The organism is Pseudomonas sp. PvP025 (genome assembly GCF_017832155.1).
GTDB lineage: Bacteria > Pseudomonadota > Gammaproteobacteria > Pseudomonadales > Pseudomonadaceae > Aquipseudomonas.
Genome location: NZ_JAFIBJ010000001.1, coordinates 2,251,137 through 2,270,912, shown reverse-complemented (window position 1 = coordinate 2,270,912; position 19,776 = coordinate 2,251,137). Strand labels below are relative to the sequence as shown.

7 protein-coding genes are annotated in these 19,776 nt (G+C 65.2%); 4 read left to right on the top strand and 3 right to left on the bottom strand.

Annotated elements, in window-relative coordinates; all coding sequences use genetic code 11:
• Window positions 1–47: 47 nt before the first annotated feature.
• Complete coding sequence (locus tag JOE32_RS09345; RefSeq protein WP_209983401.1) at window positions 48–12,950, top strand: non-ribosomal peptide synthetase; 12,903 nt, start codon at window positions 48–50, stop codon at window positions 12,948–12,950.
• 114 nt (window positions 12,951–13,064) lie between these two features.
• Here the strand turns inward: JOE32_RS09345 and dsbG are convergent, their stop codons facing one another.
• Genes dsbG through dsbD form a run of 3 tightly spaced genes read right to left on the bottom strand, consistent with a single transcriptional unit; the run spans window position 13,065 to window position 16,371 of the window.
• Window positions 13,065–13,826 (bottom strand): thiol:disulfide interchange protein DsbG, encoded by a 762-nt coding sequence (gene dsbG / locus JOE32_RS09340; RefSeq protein WP_209983399.1) that lies wholly within the window; start codon window positions 13,824–13,826, stop codon window positions 13,065–13,067.
• The gene (locus tag JOE32_RS09335) at window positions 13,802–14,647 is read right to left on the bottom strand and encodes a TlpA disulfide reductase family protein (protein WP_209983397.1); all 846 of its coding nucleotides are present in this window, start codon (window positions 14,645–14,647) and stop codon (window positions 13,802–13,804) included. The genes dsbG and JOE32_RS09335 overlap by 25 nt, the downstream gene beginning before the upstream one ends.
• Window positions 14,647–16,371 carry a protein-disulfide reductase DsbD gene (dsbD, locus tag JOE32_RS09330; RefSeq protein ID WP_209983395.1) on the bottom strand — a complete coding sequence of 575 codons (1,725 nt, stop codon included), beginning with the start codon at window positions 16,369–16,371 and terminating at the stop codon, window positions 14,647–14,649. The genes JOE32_RS09335 and dsbD overlap by 1 nt, the downstream gene beginning before the upstream one ends.
• A gap of 177 nt (window positions 16,372–16,548) precedes the next feature.
• Between dsbD and JOE32_RS09325 the strand changes: the two genes are divergently transcribed.
• The 3 genes from JOE32_RS09325 (at window position 16,549) to JOE32_RS09315 (ending at window position 19,452) form a co-directional block, all read left to right on the top strand.
• Window positions 16,549–17,244, top strand: a complete 696-nt coding sequence (locus JOE32_RS09325) for a response regulator (protein WP_209983393.1) — start codon at window positions 16,549–16,551, stop codon at window positions 17,242–17,244.
• The gene (locus tag JOE32_RS09320) at window positions 17,241–18,563 is read left to right on the top strand and encodes an ATP-binding protein (RefSeq protein WP_209983391.1); all 1,323 of its coding nucleotides are present in this window, start codon (window positions 17,241–17,243) and stop codon (window positions 18,561–18,563) included. Before JOE32_RS09325 ends, JOE32_RS09320 begins: the two co-directional genes overlap by 4 nt.
• A gap of 121 nt (window positions 18,564–18,684) precedes the next feature.
• Window positions 18,685–19,452 (top strand): N-acetylmuramoyl-L-alanine amidase, encoded by a 768-nt coding sequence (locus JOE32_RS09315; RefSeq protein ID WP_209983389.1) that lies wholly within the window; start codon window positions 18,685–18,687, stop codon window positions 19,450–19,452.
• Window positions 19,453–19,776 lie beyond the last annotated feature (324 nt).

Sequence of the window (19,776 nt, the reverse complement as noted above, 5' to 3'; positions counted from 1 at the left end):
CCCCCTATTTCCCGATTTACCGCAAGCCGATTTCAGGCAGGAACCCCATGATGGACGCCTTCGAACTTCCCCGCACCCTGGTCCAGTCCCTTCAACGCCGCGCCGCGCAGACTCCGGACCAGGTCGCCCTGCGTTTCCTCGCCGAGTCCGCCGAGCACAACGTGGTGCTCAGTTACCGCGACCTCGACCTGCGCGCGCGCACCATCGCCGCCGCCCTGCAAACCAGCGCCGCACAGGGTGATCGTGCAGTGTTGCTGTTCCCCAGCGGGCCGGACTATGTGGCGGCGTTCTTCGGCTGCCTGTACGCCGGGGTGATCGCGGTGCCGGCTTACCCGCCGGAGTCCACCCGGCGTCATCACCAGGAGCGCCTGCTGTCAATCATCAGCGATGCCGAACCGCGCCTGCTGCTGACCATCGCCAGCCTCGCCGAGGGCCTGGCGCAGATTGAAAACGCGCCGCCGATACTCAGCGTCGATACCTTGCCGGGCGCCGGCGACTGGACCGCCCCCGAGCTGCAGCCCGACGACATCGCCTTTCTGCAATACACCTCCGGCTCCACCGCACTGCCCAAGGGCGTGCAGGTCAGCCACGGCAACCTGGTGGCCAACGAAGTGCTGATCCGCCGTGGCTTTGGCATCGACCTGAACCCACACGACGTGATCGTCAGCTGGCTGCCGCTGTACCACGACATGGGCCTGATCGGCGGCCTGCTGCAACCGATCTTCAGCGGCGTGCCCTGCGTGCTGATGTCGCCGGCCTACTTCCTCGGCCGGCCGTTGCGCTGGCTGGAAGCGATCAGCGAATACGGCGGCACCATCAGCGGCGGTCCGGATTTCGCCTACCGCCTGTGCAGCGAACGGGTCAGCGAGTCCGCGCTGGAGCGCCTCGACCTGAGCCGGTGGCGCGTGGCCTATTCCGGTTCCGAACCGATCCGCCTCGATACCCTGGAACGCTTCGCCGAGAAATTCGCCGCCTGCGGGTTCAGCGCCAACAACTTCTTCGCCTCCTATGGCCTGGCCGAAGCGACCCTGTTTGTCGCCGGTGGCCGCCGTGGCCAGGGCATCCCGGCGCTGCGGGTGGACGACCGGGCCCTGGCCGCCAACCGTGCCGAACCGGGGCAGGGCAGCGCGATCATGAGCTGCGGCACCGGTCAACCTGACCACGCTGTGCTGATCGCCGACCCGCATACCCTGAGCGAACTGGCGGACAACCACGTCGGCGAACTCTGGGCCAGCGGCCCGAGCATCGCCCACGGCTACTGGCGCAACCCTGAAGCCACCGCCAACACTTTCGTGCAGCACGCTGGCCGCACCTGGCTGCGCACCGGTGACCTGGCATTCATCCGCGACGGCGAGGTGTACATCACCGGTCGTCTGAAGGACCTGCTGATCGTGCGCGGCCACAACCTGTATCCGCAGGACATCGAACGGACCATCGAGCGCGAAGTGGAAGTGGTGCGCAAGGGCCGGGTTGCCGCGTTTGCGGTAAACGACCAGGGCCTGGAAGGTATCGGCATCGCCGCCGAAATCAGCCGCAGCGTGCAGAAGATTCTGCCGCCCGAAGCGCTGATCAAAGCCATTCGCCAGGCCGTGGCCGAGACGTATCAACAGGCGCCGAGCGTGGTGGTGCTGCTCAATCCGGGTGCGCTGCCCAAGACCTCCAGCGGCAAAGTGCAGCGCGCCGCCTGCGCGCTTCGTCACGCCGATGGCAGCCTCGACAGCTACGCGCAGTTCCCCGGCCTGCACGCGCAGGCCGGTGATGCGGTGCTGGAATCCAACCTGCAACACCAGATCGCCGCGATCTGGTGCGAGCAACTGCAGGTCAACGAGGTCGCTGCCGACGATCACTTCTTCCTGCTCGGCGGCAACTCCATCACCGCCACCCAGGTGGTCGCGCGGCTGCGTGAAAGCCTGGGGCTGGAGCTGAACCTGCGCCTGTTGTTCGAAGCGCCCACCCTGCAAGCTTTTGCCGCCAGCGTCGCCCGTTTGCAGCTGGACGGCGGCGTCGCCGAAGGCGCGATTCAGGCCCTGCCGCGTGAGGTCGAACTGCCGCAATCCCTGGCGCAGAACCGTCTGTGGATCACCTGGCAGTTGGAGCCTGACAGCAGCGCCTACACCATCCCCGGCGCGCTGCGTTTGCGCGGCGAGCTGAATGAAGACGCCGTGCGCGCAAGCTTCCAGTACCTGGTGCGGCGCCACGAAGCGCTGCGCACGCGCTTCTACGAGCGCGACGGCCACGCCTTCCAGCGCATTGAGGCGAGCGTGGCGTTCGAGCTGCACGTCATCGACCTCAGCGACCTGCCCGCCCATGAGCGTGACGCCCGCGCGCAGCAGATTCGCGAGGAGCAGGCGCATACCCGGTTCGATCTCGAAAAGGGACCGCTGCTGTGGGTGACCCTGGTGCGTCTGAACGATGAAGAGCACCACTTGCTGGTGACCCTGCACCACATCATCGCCGACGGTTGGTCGCTGAATATCCTTATTGATGAATTCTCGCGCCTCTACGCCGCCGCCTCCCAGGGCCAGCCTCTGGAGCTGCCGCCGCTGACCCTGCGATACGCCGATTACGGCAGCTGGCAGCGCCAATGGTTGGCCGAAGGCGCAGGCCAGCGGCAACTGGCGTACTGGAAGGCTCGGCTTGGTGATGAGCATCCGGCCCTGAGCCTGACTACCGACCACCCACGCTCGGCCCATCACCGTCACAGTGCCTCGCGCCACAGCGTGCGCCTGAGCGCCGACCTCAGCGACGCGGTGCGTAAAGCGGCCCAGGCCCATGAGTCGACGCCGTTCATGCTATTGCTCGCCACATTCCAGACGTTGCTCCATCGCTACAGCGGCCAGCGCGATATCCGAATCGGCGTACCCAGCGCCAACCGTCCGCGCCAGGAAACCCAGGGGCTGGTCGGCTTCTTCATCAACACGCTGGTGCTGCGTGCCGAGCTGGACGGGCGCCTGCCATTCAATGAGCTGCTGGCGGCGACCCGCCAGGCCGCCCTCGGCGCTCAGGCCCATCAGGACCTGCCCTTCGAGCAATTGCTGGAAGCTTTCCCCCAGGCCCGCGAACAGGGCCTGTTCCAGGTCATGTTCAACCACCAGCAACGTGATCTCGGTGCGTTGCGCCGCCTGCCCGGCATGCTCGCCGATGAGCTGCCATGGCACAGCCGCGAAGCCAAGTTCGACCTGCAGCTGCACAGCGAAGAAGACCGCAATGGGCGCCTGAGCCTGGCGTTCGACTACGCCGATGAGCTGTTCGATGGCGCAACCATCCAGCGCCTCGCCGAACACTACCTCACGCTGCTGCAAGCCGCCTGCACGCACCCACAACAGGCGATCGGCGATTTGCCGCTGATGCTTCAGGACGAGCAGCGCCACTGGAGCGCCGCGCCCTGTGCGCCTGCCACCCAGTGGCTGCCCGAGTTGCTCAATCAGCACACCTCGCACGCTACCGCGCTGGTCTGGGAGCACGGCAGCCTGAGCTTTGCCCAACTGCACACCCAGGCCAACCGCCTGGCCCATTACCTGCGCGACAAAGGCGTCGGCCCGGACGTGTGCGTGGCCATCGCCGCCGAGCGCTCGCCGCAGCTGCTGGTCGGCCTGCTGGCGATCATCAAGGCTGGCGGCGCCTACGTGCCGCTCGACCCGGATTACCCGGCCGAGCGCCTGGCCTACATGCTGCACGACAGCGGCGTGCACCTGCTGCTCACCCAGACCTCACTGCTGGCGCAACTGCCCAGCGCCGAAGGGGTGTGCGTCATCGCCATGGACAGCCTGCACCTGGACAGCTGGCCAACCCAGCCGCCCGGCCTGCACCTGCACGGCGACAATCTCGCTTACGTGATCTACACCTCCGGCTCCACCGGCCAGCCCAAGGGCGTGGGCAATACCCATGCGGCCCTGGCCGAGCGTTTGCAGTGGATGCAGGCCACCTATCAGCTCAACGCCACTGACGTGCTGATGCAAAAGGCGCCGATCAGTTTCGACGTGTCGGTGTGGGAATGCTTCTGGCCATTGATCACCGGGTGCCGTCTGGTGCTGGCAGGGCCCGGCGAGCATCGCGATCCTCATCGCATCGCGCAGTTGGTGCAGGCACATGGCGTGACCACGCTGCACTTCGTGCCGCCACTGTTGCGGGTGTTTATCGACGAACCGCTGGCGGCCGAGTGCACCAGCCTGCGTCGCCTGTTCTCGGGCGGCGAAGCCTTGCCCGCCGAGTTGCGCAACCGCGTGCTGGCGCAATTGCCGGCGGTGCAGTTGCACAACCGCTATGGCCCGACGGAAACCGCGATCAACGTCACTCACTGGCATTGCGCGGTGGCCGATGGCGAGCGCTCGCCGATTGGCCGGCCGCTGGGCAACGTGATCTGTCGGGTAGTGGACGCGCAGCTCAACCCGCTGCCGGCCGGCGTGCCGGGTGAGCTGTGCATCGGCGGCAGCGGCCTGGCCCGGGGTTACCTGGGCCGTGCCGGGCTGACCGCCGAACGCTTTGTCGCCGACCCGCTGGGCGAGTCGGGCACGCGCCTGTACCGCACCGGTGACCGCGCGCGCTGGAGCATTGACGGCGTGCTCGAATACCTCGGCCGTCTGGATCAGCAAGTGAAGCTGCGCGGGTTTCGCGTGGAGCCGGAAGAAATCCAGGCGCGCCTGCTCGCCCAGGCCGGAGTCGCCCAGGCCGTGGTGCTGGTGCGCGATGCGCAGTTGATCGGCTACTACACCGGCCATGCCGAGCTGGACGCTCATACGCTGAAAACCGCCCTGGCTGCCGAGCTGCCCGAGTACATGGTGCCCGCCGTACTGATGCGCCTGGACGCAATGCCCCTGAGCCCCAGCGGCAAACTCGACCGCCGCGCATTGCCGGAGCCGGTGTGGCACTCCCGCGAACACGTCGAGCCGCAATCACCGTTGCAGCAGCAAATCGCCGCGATCTGGCGCGACGTGCTCGGCCTGCCGCGTATCGGCCTGCACGACGACTTTTTCGCCCTCGGCGGCCACTCGTTGCTGGCCACGCAAATCATCTCGCGCACCCGCCAGGCCTGCGACGTCGAACTGCCATTGCGCACCCTGTTCGACGCCAGCGAACTGGGCGCCTTTGCCGCGCAGGTTGCGCGGATCCAGGGCGCCGGCCAGCGCAATCAGCAAACCGCCATCGCCCGGGTCGACCGCAGCCAGAAAGTGCCGCTGTCCTACTCCCAGCAGCGCATGTGGTTCCTCTGGCAAATGGAGCCCGACAGCCCGGCCTACAACGTCGGCGGCATGGCGCGCCTGCGCGGCGTGCTGGATGTGGGACGGTTCGAGGCGGCGTTGCAGGCGTTGATCATGCGCCACGAAACCCTGCGCACCACGTTCCCGAGCGTCGATGGCGTGGCGTATCAGCGGGTCGCGGCGCAAACCGGCTTGCGCATGGACTGGCAGGATGCCTCGGCGCTGAACGAAACCGAGCGCCAGCAACGCATCCAGCAACTGGCCGATCACGAAGCCCACACCCCCTTCAACCTGGAAACCGGGCCGTTGCTGCGCGCTTGCCTGGTCAAGGCCGCCGAGCAGGAACACTACCTGGTGCTGACCCTGCACCACATCGTCACCGAAGGCTGGGCCATGGACATCTTTGCCCGTGAGCTGAGCGCCCTGTACGAAGCCTTTATCGACGAGCGCGACTCGCCGCTGGCGCCGCTGCCCGTGCAATACCTGGACTACAGCGTGTGGCAACGCCAGTGGATGGAAGCCGGCGAGCGTCAGCGCCAGCTCGATTACTGGACCGCGCAACTCGGCCATGAGCATCCGTTGCTGGAGCTGCCCGGCGACCGTCCACGGCCGTCCGTGCAAAGCCATCGTGGCGAGTTGTATCGCTTTGATCTGAGCGATGATCTGGCGGCGCGCGTGCGTGCGTTCAACGCCAAACGCGGCCTCACGCTGTTCATGACCATGACCGCGACGCTGGCGGTGTTGCTTTACCGCTACAGCGGCCAGACCGACCTGCGCATCGGCGCGCCGGTGGCCAACCGCATTCGCCCGGAAAGCGAAGGGCTGATCGGCGCGTTCCTCAACACCCAGGTGCTGCGCTGCCGGCTCAACGGGCAGATGAGCGTCGGCGAGCTGTTCGAGCAGGTGCGCCATACGGTGATCGAGGGCCAGTCCCACCAGGACCTGCCGTTCGACCACCTGGTTGAAGCCCTGCAACCGCCACGCAGCGCGGCGTACAACCCGCTGTTCCAAGTGATGTGCAACGTGCAGCGCTGGGAATTCCAGCAAAGCCGCCAGCTGGCCGGCATGAGCGTCGAGTACCTGGCCAACGATGCGCGCGCCACCAAGTTCGACCTCAATCTGGAAGTCACCGACCTCGACCATCGCCTGGGTTGCTGCCTGACCTACAGCACCGACCTGTTCGATGAACCACGCATTGCACGCATGGCCGCGCATTGGCGCAACCTGCTCGAAGCGCTGATCGCCGATCCGCAGCAGCGCCTCAGCGAATTGCCGTTGCTCACGGCAGTAGAGCAGCGTGCATTGCAGGACAGCCTCGGGGTTGAAGCCGGCGAGCACCGTCTCGACCAGTGCCTCCAGCAGCTGTTCAGCCAGCAGGCGCGTCAGCGTGCCGACGCACCGGCACTGACCTTTGCCGGTGAAACCCTGACCTACGCAGAACTCGATGCGCGCGCCAATCGCCTGGCCTGGGTGCTGCGCGAGCGCGGCGTGGGCCCGCAGGTGCGAGTGGGCCTGGCGTTGCCGCGCTCACTGGAAATGGTCATCGGCTTGCTGGCGATCCTCAAGGCTGGCGGCGCTTACGTGCCGCTGGACCCGGAGTATCCGCTGGACCGTCTGCACTACATGATCGAAGACAGCGGCATCGGCCTGTTGCTCAGCGATGCGGCGATGCTCGAAGCCCTTGGCCCATTGCCGGCGACGGTGGCCTGCTGGTGCCTGGAAGATGACCTGCCGGCGCTGGCGAACTACCCGGCCGATGAGCTGCCGTTTATCAGCCTGGCGCAACACCAGGCGTACCTGATCTACACCTCGGGCTCCACCGGCAAACCCAAGGGCGTGGTGGTGTCCCACGGTGAAATCGCCATGCATTGCCAGGCAGTGATCGAGCGTTTCGGCATGCGTGCGGACGACTGCGAGCTGCATTTTTATTCGATCAACTTCGACGCCGCCACCGAGCGTTTGCTGGTGCCGCTGCTCAGCGGCGCGCAGGTGGTATTGCGCGCCCAGGGGCAGTGGGATGCCGAGGAAATCTGCGCGCTGATCCGTACCCATCGCATCAATATTCTCGGCTTTACCCCCAGCTACGGCAGCCAGTTGGCGCAATGGCTGGCCACGCAGCAGCAGACGTTGCCGGTGCGCATGTGCATCACCGGTGGCGAAGCGCTGACCGGTGAACACCTGCAGCGCATTCGCGCCGCGTTCCAGCCGCAGGTGTTTTTCAATGCCTATGGCCCGACCGAAACCGTGGTGATGCCGCTCGCCAGCCTGGCCCCGGAGCAACTGGAGGAGGGTGCTGCCAGCGTACCGATCGGCAGCCTTATCGGCGCGCGCGTCGCCTATATTCTCGACGCCGACCTGGCGCTGGTGCCGCAAGGCGCAACCGGCGAGCTGTACGTCGGCGGTGCCGGTCTGGCCCAGGGGTATCACCAACGGCCGGGCATGACGGCGGAGCGTTTTGTCGCGGACCCGTTTGCCCGCGAGGGCGGTCGCCTTTACCGTACCGGCGACCTGGTGCGCCAGCGTGCCGACGGGCTGGTCGAGTACCTGGGCCGCATCGACCATCAGGTAAAGATTCGTGGCTTTCGCATCGAGCTGGGCGAGATCGAAACCCGCCTGCTCGAACACCCGGCCGTGCGTGAAGCGGTGGTGCTGGCGCTGGATGCGCCGAGCGGCAAACAGCTGGTCGCTTATTGGGTCAGCGATGCGCAGCACGGCGCGTTGCGCGATGCGCTGAAGGCGCACCTCAAGGCGCACCTCAAGGCGCAGTTACCGGACTACATGGTGCCTGCGCACCTGATTGTGCTCGACAGCATGCCGCTCACCGCCAACGGCAAACTCGACCGCCGCGCCTTGCCGCAGCCCGACCCCGAAGCGAATCGCCAACAGTACGTGGCGCCACGCACCGCACTGGAAAGCACCCTGGCCGCCATTTGGTGCGCGGTGTTGAACGTGCAACAGGTTGGCCTCGACGATAACTTTTTTGAACTGGGCGGCGATTCGATCCTGTCGATCCAGGTGGTCAGCCGCGCGCGTCAGGCCGGAATTCACTTCAGCCCGCGCGATTTGTTCCAGCACCAGACCGTGCACACCCTGGCCGCCGTCGCCACGCGTGCCGAGCAGGTAGTGGCCGAGCAAGGGTTGCTCACGGGCGCCTCGGCGCTCACGCCAATCCAGCACTGGTTCTTCGACACCGACATCCCGGCGCGCGAGCACTGGAACCAGGCGTTGCTGCTCAAGCCGCTGCAATTGCTCGACCCTCATCGCCTGGAGCAGGCGTTGCTGGCGGTCCTGGAACATCACGATGCACTGCGCCTGAGCTTCACCCGGCGCGATGCGCAGTGGTACGCCGAACACCTGGGCGTGCCGCACGGTGGCGTGCTGATGCAGGCGCAGGTGCAGGACATGGCGCAATGCGTCGCACTGTTCACCGAAACCCAGCGCAGCCTCGATCTGCAACATGGCCCGCTGCTGCGCGCGTTGTTGGTCGACGGTCCCGAGGGGCAGCAACGGCTGCTGATCGCGATCCATCACCTGGTGGTGGATGGCGTGTCGTGGCGCGTGTTACTCGAAGACCTGCAGAACGTTTATCGCCAACTGAGCGAAGGCCGCTCCGTCAGCCTGCCGGCCAAGACCAGCGCGCTGCGCGAGTGGGCGGCACGCTTGCAGGCGTATGCCCATAGCGAATCCCTGCGTGAAGAGTTGAGCCTGTGGCAACGTCAGTTGGCCGGGCCTGCCTCGCTGTTGCCGGTGGCGCGACCACAGGGCGCGTTGCGCAACCGCGATGCCGAGACGGTCAGCGTGCGCCTGGATGCCGAGCGCACCCGCCAGTTGTTGCAGCAGGCGCCGAGCGCCTACCGCACCCAGGTCAACGATCTGCTGCTGACCGCCCTGGCGCGGGTGGTGTGTCGCTGGAGCGGCCACGACTCGGCCGTGATCCAACTGGAAGGCCACGGCCGCGAAGCACTGTTCGATGACATCGACCTGACCCGCAGCGTCGGCTGGTTCACCAGCGCCTATCCGGTGCGCCTGACGCCGGCGGCTGCGCAGGGCGATTCGATCAAGGCGATCAAGGAGCAACTGCGCGGCGTGCCGCACAAAGGCCTGGGCTACGGCGTACTGCGTTACCTGGCCGACGACCTGTGCCAACAGACCCTGGCGGCGCTGCCGGATGCGCCCATTACCTTCAACTACCTCGGCCAGTTCGACCAGAGCTTTGGCAGCGACGCGCTGTTCCATCCGCTGAATGAGTCGGCCGGCCTGGCGCACGACCCGGACGCGCCGCTGCCCAATGAGCTGAGCGTCGACAGCCAGGTGTACGGCGGCGAACTGGTGCTGCGCTGGACCTTCAGCCGCGAACGCCATGAGCCGCAGACCATTCGCGCGCTGGCCGACGGGTATCTGGCCGAGCTGCAAGGCCTGATCGCCCATTGCCTGGAAGACGAAGCTTTTGGCCTCACGCCGTCCGACTTCCCCCTGGCGCACCTGAGCCAGGGGCAGCTCGACAGCCTGCCGGTGGCGGCAAACCGGATCGAAGACGTCTACCCGCTGACGCCGATGCAGGAAGGCCTGCTGCTGCACACCCTGCTCGAACCGGGCACCGGCCTGTATTACATGCAGGACCGCTACCGCATCGACAGCGTGCTCGACCCCGAGCGTTTCGCCCAGGCCTGGCAAGCGGTGATCGCACGCCACGAGGCCCTGCGTGCGTCGTTCTGCTGGAACGTCGGCGAAGACATGCTGCAAGTGATCCACAAACCCGGCAACACGCCGATCGAGTACCTGGACTGGAGCGGCGACCGCGAAGACCAGCACGAGCCGCGCCTGCAAGCGTTGCTCAAGCAGGAGCGCGAAGCCGGGTTCGATCTGCTCAACCAGGCGCCGTTCCACCTGCGCCTGATCCGTGTGGGCCAAGCGCGCTACTGGTTCATGATGAGCAACCACCACATCCTCATCGATGCCTGGTGCCGTTCGCTGCTGATGAACGACTTCTTCGAGATCTACCTCGCCCTCGGCGAAGGCCGCGCGGCGCAACTGGCCACGCCGCCACGTTACCGTGACTACATCGCCTGGCTGCAACGCCAGGACCTCAACGAAGCGCGCCAGTGGTGGCAGCGCAACCTGCAGGGTTTCGAGCGCACCACGCCGATCCCCAGCGACCGGCCGTTCCTGCGCGAACATGCAGGCCACAGCGGCGGCATGCTGGTGGGCGACTGCTACACCCGACTGGATGCCCGTGACGGCGCGCAACTGCGCGAACTGGCCCAGGCCCATCAACTGACCGTCAATACCTTTGCCCAGGCGGCATGGGCCCTGGTATTGCGGCGTGTGAGCGGCGAGCGTGACGTGCTGTTCGGCGTCACCGTGGCCGGGCGCCCGGTGGACATGCCCGAGATGCAACGCACCGTTGGCCTGTTCATCAACAGCATCGCGCTGCGGGTGAAGCTGCCCGAGGACGACCAGCCCTGCAGCGTGCGCCAGTGGTTGAACGACCTGCTCGACAGCAACATGCAACTGCGCGAGTACGAATACCTGCCGTTGGTGACGATCCAGGAACACAGCGAACTGCCCAAGGGCCAGCCGCTGTTCGACAGCCTGTTCGTGTTCGAAAACGCGCCGGTGGACACCTCGGTGCTGGACCGCGCGCAGAGCCTGAACGCCACCTCGGATTCCGGCCGCACCCACACCAATTTCCCGCTGACGGCGGTGTGCTATCCGGGCGATGACCTCGGTTTGCACCTGTCCTACGACCAGCGTTACTTCGATGAAACCACCGTGCAAGGCATGCTCGGTGAGTTTAAACGCCTGCTGCTGGCGCTGATGCAGGGCTTTCACGGCGACATGACCGACCTGCCGCTGATCGGCGAGCAGGAGCGTGCCTTCCTGGTGGAGGGCTGTAACCAGAGCGCACAGGATTACCCGCTGGCGCGCAGCTACGTTGAGCTGTTCGAAGAACAGGTGGCGCAGCATCCGCAGCGCATTGCCGCCAGTTGCCTGGACCAGCGATGGACCTATGAGGCACTGAACCGCCGCAGCAACGGCCTGGGCCATGCGTTGATCAGCGCGGGTGTCGGCGTGGATCAACCGGTGGCCTTGCTGGCCGAGCGCAACCTCGACCTGCTGGGCATGATCATCGGCAGCTTCAAGGCCGGTGCCGGTTACCTGCCGCTGGACCCGGGCCTGCCTGCTCAGCGGCTGAGCCGCATCATCGCGCTGAGCCGCACGCCGTTATTGGTGTGCAGTGAAGCGTGTCGCGAACAGGCCATCGAGTTACTCGATGGCACCGATTGCCAGTTGCTGGTGTGGGAGGAGGTGCCGGCCCGTGGTGAAAATCCTGGCATCTACAGCGCACCGGATAACCTCGCCTACGTGATCTACACCTCGGGCTCCACCGGCCAGCCCAAAGGCGTGATGGTCGAACAGCGTGGCATGCTCAATAACCAGTTGAGCAAGGTGCCGTACCTGGACCTGTCGCCAGCGGATGTCATCGCGCAGACCGCCTCGCAAAGCTTTGATATTTCCGTGTGGCAATTTCTCGCGGCGCCGCTGTTCGGCGCGCGGGTGGATATCGTGCCGAATGCCATCGCCCATGATCCCCAGGGCTTGCTCGAACATGTGCAGACCCAAGGCATTACCGTGCTGGAAAGCGTGCCGTCGCTGATCCAGGGCATGCTGGCCCAGGAACGCGTCAGCCTGGACGGGCTGCGCTGGATGCTGCCGACGGGTGAAGCGATGCCGCCGGAGCTGGCGCATCAATGGCTGCAACGCTATCCGCAGATTGGCCTGGTGAATGCCTACGGCCCGGCTGAATGCTCGGACGACGTGGCGTTCTTCCGCGTCGACCTGGCCTCGACACGCGGCACGTACCTGCCGATTGGCACGCCGACCGACAACAACCGTTTGTACCTGTTGGACGGTGCGCTGGACCTGGTGCCGCAAGGCGCCGTGGGCGAGTTGTGTGTGGCCGGCACCGGTGTGGGCCGTGGCTATGTCAGCGATCCGTTGCGCACCGCCCAGGCGTTTGTGCCCAACCCGTTCGGCGCGGCGGGCGAGCGTCTCTATCGCACCGGTGACCTTGCCCGTCGCCGCAGCGATGGTGTGCTGGAATACGTGGGACGTATCGACCATCAGGTGAAGATTCGCGGTTACCGCATCGAGCTGGGTGAAATCGAAGCGCGTCTGCACGAACAACCCGAAGTGCGCGACGCGGCGGTGGGGGTGCAGGAGGGCGTCAACGGCAAACACCTGGTGGGCTACCTGGTGGCCGCCGACGCGGCGCTTGACCCCGGCGAACGCCTGGATCGCATCAAGCAACGCCTGCGCGCCGAACTGCCGGAATACATGGTGCCGCTGCACTGGCTATGGCTTGACCGCCTGCCGCTGAACGTCAATGGCAAGCTCGACCGCAAGGCCTTGCCAGCCCTGGAGATCGGCCAGTTGCACAGTCAGGCCTACCTGGCGCCGCGCAACGCGCTGGAAACCACCTTGGCCGCGATCTGGGCCGAAGTGCTCAAGGTTGAGCGTGTCGGCGTTGAGGACAACTTCTTCGAACTGGGCGGCCACTCGTTGCTCGCCACACAGATCGCCTCGCGGGTGCAGAAAACCCTGCAACGCGACGTGCCGCTGCGGGCGATGTTCGAGTGCAGTACGGTGGCGGAGCTGGCCGAGTATATCGAGGGGTTGGCGGGCAATGAGATCAGCGTGGAGAAGGTGGGCAGGTTGAGTGATTTGATGGCCGAGTTGGAGGGGCTTTAACCGCTTCTGTCTGTTCTGGCCTCATCGCAGGCCAGCCAGCTCCTACATTTGATGTGTGAATACAGTCAAGTGTGGGAGCTGGCTGGCTCCCGATAGCGTCAGCCCGGACGCCGCCTATTTGGGCCCAAGTATCTTCGCCAACTTGTCCGGCGACGGGGCGCCTTGCTGTTGTTGCAGGCCGCCTTTGTCATCCAGGTAGAAAATAGCCGGCGTTGCCGATAACTCCAGCTCTTCCATCAGCTTCATGTTGGCGTCGAGCTTGGCCTCGATAGTGGCCGGGATTTTGTCCAGCGCCTGCAACTTGCTGGCCTTGCCGGCAGCCTCGTGTTCCTCCAAGGCTTTTTGCGGATCCTTGGCGGCGAACAGGGCCGCGGATTTTCCGGGGCTGTCCTCGCGAATAATCCCGACCATGATGTGGCGCAACTGCACCTTGCCGGCGTTTACCCACGGGCGTGCCTGCTCCCAGAACATGTTGCAGTACGGGCAGTTGGGGTCGCTGAACAGGTAAACGGTGCGCGGCGCGTTTTTATCGCCATCCTGGATCCAGCTGCTTTTTTCCATCTTGGCCCATACTTCCTTGGCCATCGGCGCGTACACCAGTTTTTCCAGGGGCGCGCTGCTCAGGTCATTGCCCTGTGCGTCGTACAGGTTGCCGGCGAGCACGCTGTTGCCGTCGGCGGTCAGGTACAGGGCCATCCCGCGGTTCTGGTATTGCGCGGCGTAGCCGGTCAGGCCGCTGGGGGCGTCGAACTTGCCGAGGATCTTTGCGCCCTTGGCTTCGATCTGTTTGATCGGGGCCGGCCAGTCTTCGGCCTGGGCCAGGGTGGCCGCGAGCGTCAGCGGCAGCAGGGTCAGCAGGTGGCGGAGGCTTGGCATGTCGGTTTCCTTTGCGGTGCAGTGTCGAAGGGTTCCATGGCGCGGGCCAGGCTGGCTTGGGACAACTCGCCCAGGTGGCTGTTGATCAGGCGCCCATCGGCTTGGTAGAACAAGGTGGTCGGCAAGGCCATGGAGCCCACGGCCTGGCCGAGACGGCCGCTGGCATCGAACAGCACGTTATCGAGGGTCAGGCCCTGGGTGGCCAGGAAGGTGCTGACGCTTTGCATGCTTTCGGCCTGGTTGACGAACAGGAACGTCACGTCCGGCCGTTGGTGTTGCGCGCGTTCCAGCACCGGCATTTCGCGACGGCACGGCGGGCACCAGGTGGCCCACAGGTTGATCACCAGCGGGCCGCCCTTGTAATCGGCAAGTTGCACCTCCTGGCCATCGGCAGTGCGCAGGGTGATCGAGGGCAGTTGCGAACCCTTGTCGTAGAGGTTCAGCGACAGGCTGGTGATGCCCCAGAACAACAGCCCGGTGATGACGCCCGCGCTCAGCGGCTTGCGCAGGGCCGGGCGGCGCCAGCCGTAGGCGAGGGCGGCAAGCACCAGCGCGATGATGCCGGGCCAGGCGAGAAAACCGCCGTCGCGCAGGTCAACCATCTGCAGCCAGTCGCTGCGATAGTCACTCCAGTACATCAGCACGAAGCTCACCCGCGCCGCGAGCATGCCCAGCAGAAACAGGCTGAACAGCACCGACTCGGGGTTCTCACCGCCACGCTTGGCCACACGCCAGCCCACCAGGGTGGCGAGAATCAGCGCGCTGATCAGCAGGATGTGATTCAGCGCGATGGCGAAGGTGCCGATGGTCAGGGTCAGCATCAGCGGGCGTCCCGGGTCTGAGTCCAGCGTTGCAGGAAGGCGTCGGCGTCGACTTCACCGGTGATGCGCCGGGCGCGGCGTTCTTCACCGTCGGGGCCGATCCACACGAAGCTTGGCGGCCCCGGCACCTTGTAGCGGCCGAGCAGTTCGCGGCTGGCGGCGTTGTCGGCGGTGACGTCCAGGCGCAGCAGGCGCACGTCCTTGAGGGCCTGCATCACCTCGGCGTTGCCGAACACCTGTTTTTCCATGATCTTGCACGACACGCACCAGTCGGCGTAGTAGTCCACCAGCACCCACTGGCCCTGGGCCCTGGCGCTGTCGAGCTGATTTTGCAGGGCGACCGGGTCGTTGATCGTGGTGAAGGCGTCGTGTGCCTCGGCGGTAGCGGCGCGCGAGCCGCTGTAGACGCTCAACGGTTGCCACAGGTCGTCGCTGCCACCGGCTGCACCCACCACCAGTACCGCACCCCACAGGCCCAGCACCACGGAGCCGGCGCCAAATACCTTGGCGGCCAGACCGTATTCACGGGCCAGGCCCCAGCCGCAGTAGGCCATCACCAGCGCCAGTGCGCCCCACAGGCCAAGCCACAGGCTGTCGCCGACCACTGGGCGAATCATCAGCACGGCCGTGCCCAGAAACAGGAAACCGAAGATGCCCTTGAGCACGTTCATCCAGGTGCCCGGTTTGGGCAGGAAGCGGTTGCCCACGGTCACCAGCAGCAACAGCGGCACACCGATGCCGATGCCCATGGCGAACAGGATCAGACCACCATGCAGCGCATTGCCGCTCTGGGCGATATAGAGCAGCGCGCCGGCCAGTGGCGCGGTCATGCACGGGCCCACCAGCAGCCCGGACAAGGCGCCGAGGATGCCGGCGCCCACCAGGCTGCCACCGCTTTGCTGGCGGCTGGCGTTGTCCAGGCGGTCACGCAGGAAGGTCGGCAATTGCAGTTCAAAGAAGCCGAACATCGGCAGGGCGAGGATCACAAACAGGGCGGCGAAACTGCCGAGGATCCACGGGGTTTGCAACAACGCGGCGAGGTTGCCGCCGGCGAGTGCGGCCAGCACGCCCAGCGCGGCATACACCAGCGCCATGCACACCACGTAGCTGCCGGCCAGGGCCAGGCCACGACGTGGGCTGGCGCCACTGCCCACCACCAGCCCGGCAAGAATCGGCAGCATCGGCAATGAACACGGGGCAAACGCCAGCAACAGGCCCAGGCCGAAGAACGCCAGCACACTCCAGCCCAGGCTGCGCTCTTGCAGGCCGCTGGCCAGGCTCTGGTCCTGAGCCTGGGCGGTGGCGGCTACGGCCGGGTTGCCGCCCAGGTCGACGGTGATCGATTGCGGCGGGTAGCACAGGCCCGCATCGGCGCAGCCCTGCCAGCCGAGCTTGAGCTGGCCGGTGGCACCGGCGGGGATCTTCACTTCCAGGCCCTGGCGATACACCTCCTGCTCGCCGAAGAACTCGTCGCTATGGGCCTCGCCCTTGGGCAGCGTCGGCTTTTCGGCCAGGCCTTCGAACTTCATGCGTTGCTGGTACAGGTAATAACCGTCGGCAATCTGCCAATACAGCTGGGTCTCGCCACTTTCCAGGCGCTCGGAAGTAAAGGTGAACGCCTTGCCCACCGGGAGGAAATCGGGTTTGGTGTCGAAAGGGTTGCCAGGCGAGGCCTGGGCCAATCCCGCAAGCATTACCAGCAAAAAGGTAAACAGATGCCGCATGGTCAAGCCTTAATCCCGTACAAGTTGAGGCACACAATGTGTGGCGTTGATTAACCGATGATTAACCGGGCGCTATTCTAGAGTGTACGGATCAGCGGGTGTTGCCAACATTGGCGGCATAATGCGCGCTTAATCCCTGCATTCTCTAATCACGCCATCTTTCATGAAGGGTTCAGCATGCACGTACTGGTCTGTGAAGACGATGAACTGATCGCCAGCGGCATCGTGGCCGGTCTCACCGCCCAGGGCTTCACCGTGGAGCGCGTGGCGAGCGCCGGCGCGGCGCGGGCGATGCTCAAGGCAGCAGCGTTCGACATCATGGTGCTCGACCTTGGCCTGCCCGACGAAGACGGTCTCAAGCTGCTGCAGCAACAGCGCAGCCAGGGCCTGGAAATCCCGGTGCTGATCCTCACCGCACGGGATTCGGTGACCAACCGTGTCGACGGCCTGCAAGCGGGTGCCGACGACTACCTGCTCAAACCCTTCGACCTGCGTGAACTCGCCGCCCGCCTGCAAACCCTGCTGCGCCGGGTGGCGGGGCGCAGCGTCAACCTGATCGAACATGGCCGCCTGGCCTACGACCCCAGCAGCCGCGAGACTTTCCTCGGCGGCCAGCCGGTGGACCTGTCGCGCCGCGAGCAGGCGTTGTTGCAGGCCCTGCTGCACAACAAGGGCCGGGTGCTTTCCAGCGAACAGCTCAAGGACAGCGTCTACGGTTTCAGCGACGAGCTGGAAAGCAACGCGCTCAATGTGCATATCCATCACCTGCGGCGCAAATTGGGCAATGGCATCGTCGAGACGGTGCGTGGCCTTGGCTATCGTTTGGGCGCTGCCGATGAAGGTCGCCCTGATGAGGGAGAGAAGGTTTCGTGAAAAGCCTGCGCCTGCGCCTGACGTTCAAGCTGGGCGCTGCTTTTGTGTTGATCTGGGCGCTGGCGGCGACCTGGATGCTCAACGACCTGCGTAACCAGATGATGTTTTCCCTCGACCAGCGTCTGGTCGCATCGGCGCGCATGGTGGCGGGGCTGACCGAGCAGATGCCGGGCCTGGCCAGTGTCAGTGGCGGCGCGCGTTTCAGCGCCGAACACCTGCATGTGCCCGGTGGCATGGCCTGTCAGGTCAGCTCCTTGCGCGGGGAAGTCCTCGCGCGCAGCCACACCACCCCGGATGAGGGCCTGGAGTCGCACCAGAGCGGCTTTCGTGACCAGCTGATCGACGGCGTGGCCTGGCGCAGTTTTACCCTCAGCCGTGGCGACCTGTTGATCACCACCGCCGACCGCCATGCGGAGCGCGAAGCGTTGAACACGTCGATCCTGCTGGCGGCCTCGGTGCCGGTGGGTGCGGCGATGCTGGGGTGTCTGTGCCTGTTATGGCTGGGCATCGGCCAGAGCCTGCTGCCGCTCAATCGTATGCGTGATGCCTTGATGCGGCGCAGTGCCGACTCCCTCGAGCCGTTGCAGATTCACCCGTTGCCCAGCGAACTCAAACCGCTGCTCGACACGCAGAACCAACTGTTGCAGCGTATTGCCAAGACCATCGAGCGGGAGCGCCGCCTCACCGGCGACGCCGCCCACGAATTGCGCAGCCCGCTGACGGCGATCAAGACCCACCTGCAAGTGGCCCGCATGACCGATGGTGCGGCTCGCGACCAGTCGCTGGCCCATGCCGAGGCAGGCGCCGACCGCCTGCACCGCACCCTCGAGCAATTGCTGCTGCTGGCGCGGGTGGAGGGCAGCCTGTCGTTCGACGATGGTGTGCAGTCCAGCGCCGAAGAGGTCGCCAGGCTGGCGATCCAGGATGCGAATGCCGGTGACAACAGGCGTATCGACCTGATCCTGCCGGACAACCTCTCGGCCGCCCCGGTGGAAATGCCGGTGGGCCTGGCGGTCGCCGCGCTGCGCAACCTGCTCGACAATGCCCTGCGCCATACTCCGGCGGATACCCGCGTGGAACTCAGTGTGCTGACCGCCGCCGACTGCGTGATCTTTCGCGTGCGTGACCATGGCAAGCAGATCTCCAGCGAAGACCTGCAGTACCTGACCCAGCGCTTCTGGCGCAACGGCAACAGCGAAGGCTGTGGCCTGGGCCTGGCAATCGTGCAGGCGATCGTGCAGCGCTGTTCCTGCTCATTGAAATTCGACAGCCAGCCGGATGGTTTGCGCGTCGAACTGGGCATGCCGCTGCGGCGTTGATTGTTTTTTCAGGTGCCAGATAGTTACCGCCATCCTGGGGTTCAAGCCTTCAGGATGGCGGTAATTTTTTTGCGCTTGAACGGGCTGAACGATTCGGCCTGTATTGAAAAGGATGGTTCTTATGTTGGTCATTGACAGCAGTTTCCCCGCCACGGGTTTCAATCAGCGCAACGGCGAGCAGGTGCAGCAGGTAATCCTGCACTACACCGCCGCGCCGTTTGCCTCCTCGTTGCGCACCCTGACCCAGGATGGGGTGAGCGCCCACTACCTGTTGCCCGACCCGAACGAATCCGGCTATCGCTGCGCCGGGTATGACGAGTTGCGCGTGTTTCGCCTGGTAGAGGAAGACCAGCGGGCGTGGCATGCCGGGGTGAGCCATTGGGGTGGGCGGGACAACCTCAACAGTCGTTCGATTGGTGTGGAGATCGTCAACCTGGCGCGGGATGACAAGGGGGTGTTCACGTTTCCTGCGTATGCGCCGGAGCAAGTGCAGGCATTGATTGCGCTGGTGCGCGATGTGCTTGGGCGGTACCCACAGATGGGGCCGACCGACATTCTTGGGCATTCGGATGTGGCGTATTGGCGCAAGAGTGATCCAGGGCCGCAGTTGCCGTGGCGGTGTTTGTTCGAGGCGGGGGTGGGTGCCTGGTTTGATGAGGCGACCCGCAGAATGTATCTGCGGCGTTTCAACCTCGGGTTGCCGCCGGAGGTGGAGTTGGAGCGGGCGTTTCAGCGGTATGGCTACAAGGCGGCGGCGAATCGTCAGGGGTTTGAGCTTCGGACGCGGGCGTTTCAGATGCATTTTCGGGGGCGGGATTATGGTGGGGTTTTGGATGCTGAGACGTGTGCGATTTTGTATGCCCTGAATGAGAAGTATCGGGGGCTTTGATGGGGGGTATATCCGTTATTCAGGTCACGGCGGCTTAGGGTTCCGCCCTTGCGGCGGTTCACTTCGAAGACAACATGGGGGAGGGGGCTTGCTCCCGATGGCTGAGTGTCAGTCAGCTTATTGGTCGCTGACCCACTGCCATCGGGGGCAAGCCCCCTCCCACATTTGGATTTCCATTGGTCTGATGGATATCACGCGGCTTTTGATCTCAGGCGCCCCGTCAACCACGCTGGCCGCACGCAGGCGAGGTGCCGAGTGGTGGGGCAAGAGCGGGATATACACCCAACTAACCGAAAAAGCCCCCTAAATCCCCCCCACCCTCAA

Excerpts from the sequence above, each read along its gene's own strand:
- JOE32_RS09345 (WP_209983401.1), top strand. The coding sequence starts at position 48 with ATGATGGACGCCTTCGAACTTCCCCGCACCCTGGTCCAGTCCCTTCAA.
- dsbG (WP_209983399.1), bottom strand. The coding sequence starts at position 13,826 with ATGCCAAGCCTCCGCCACCTGCTGACCCTGCTGCCGCTGACGCTCGCG.
- JOE32_RS09335 (WP_209983397.1), bottom strand. The coding sequence starts at position 14,647 with ATGCTGACCCTGACCATCGGCACCTTCGCCATCGCGCTGAATCACATC.
- dsbD (WP_209983395.1), bottom strand. The coding sequence starts at position 16,371 with ATGCGGCATCTGTTTACCTTTTTGCTGGTAATGCTTGCGGGATTGGCC.
- JOE32_RS09325 (WP_209983393.1), top strand. The coding sequence starts at position 16,549 with ATGCACGTACTGGTCTGTGAAGACGATGAACTGATCGCCAGCGGCATC.
- JOE32_RS09315 (WP_209983389.1), top strand. The coding sequence starts at position 18,685 with ATGTTGGTCATTGACAGCAGTTTCCCCGCCACGGGTTTCAATCAGCGC.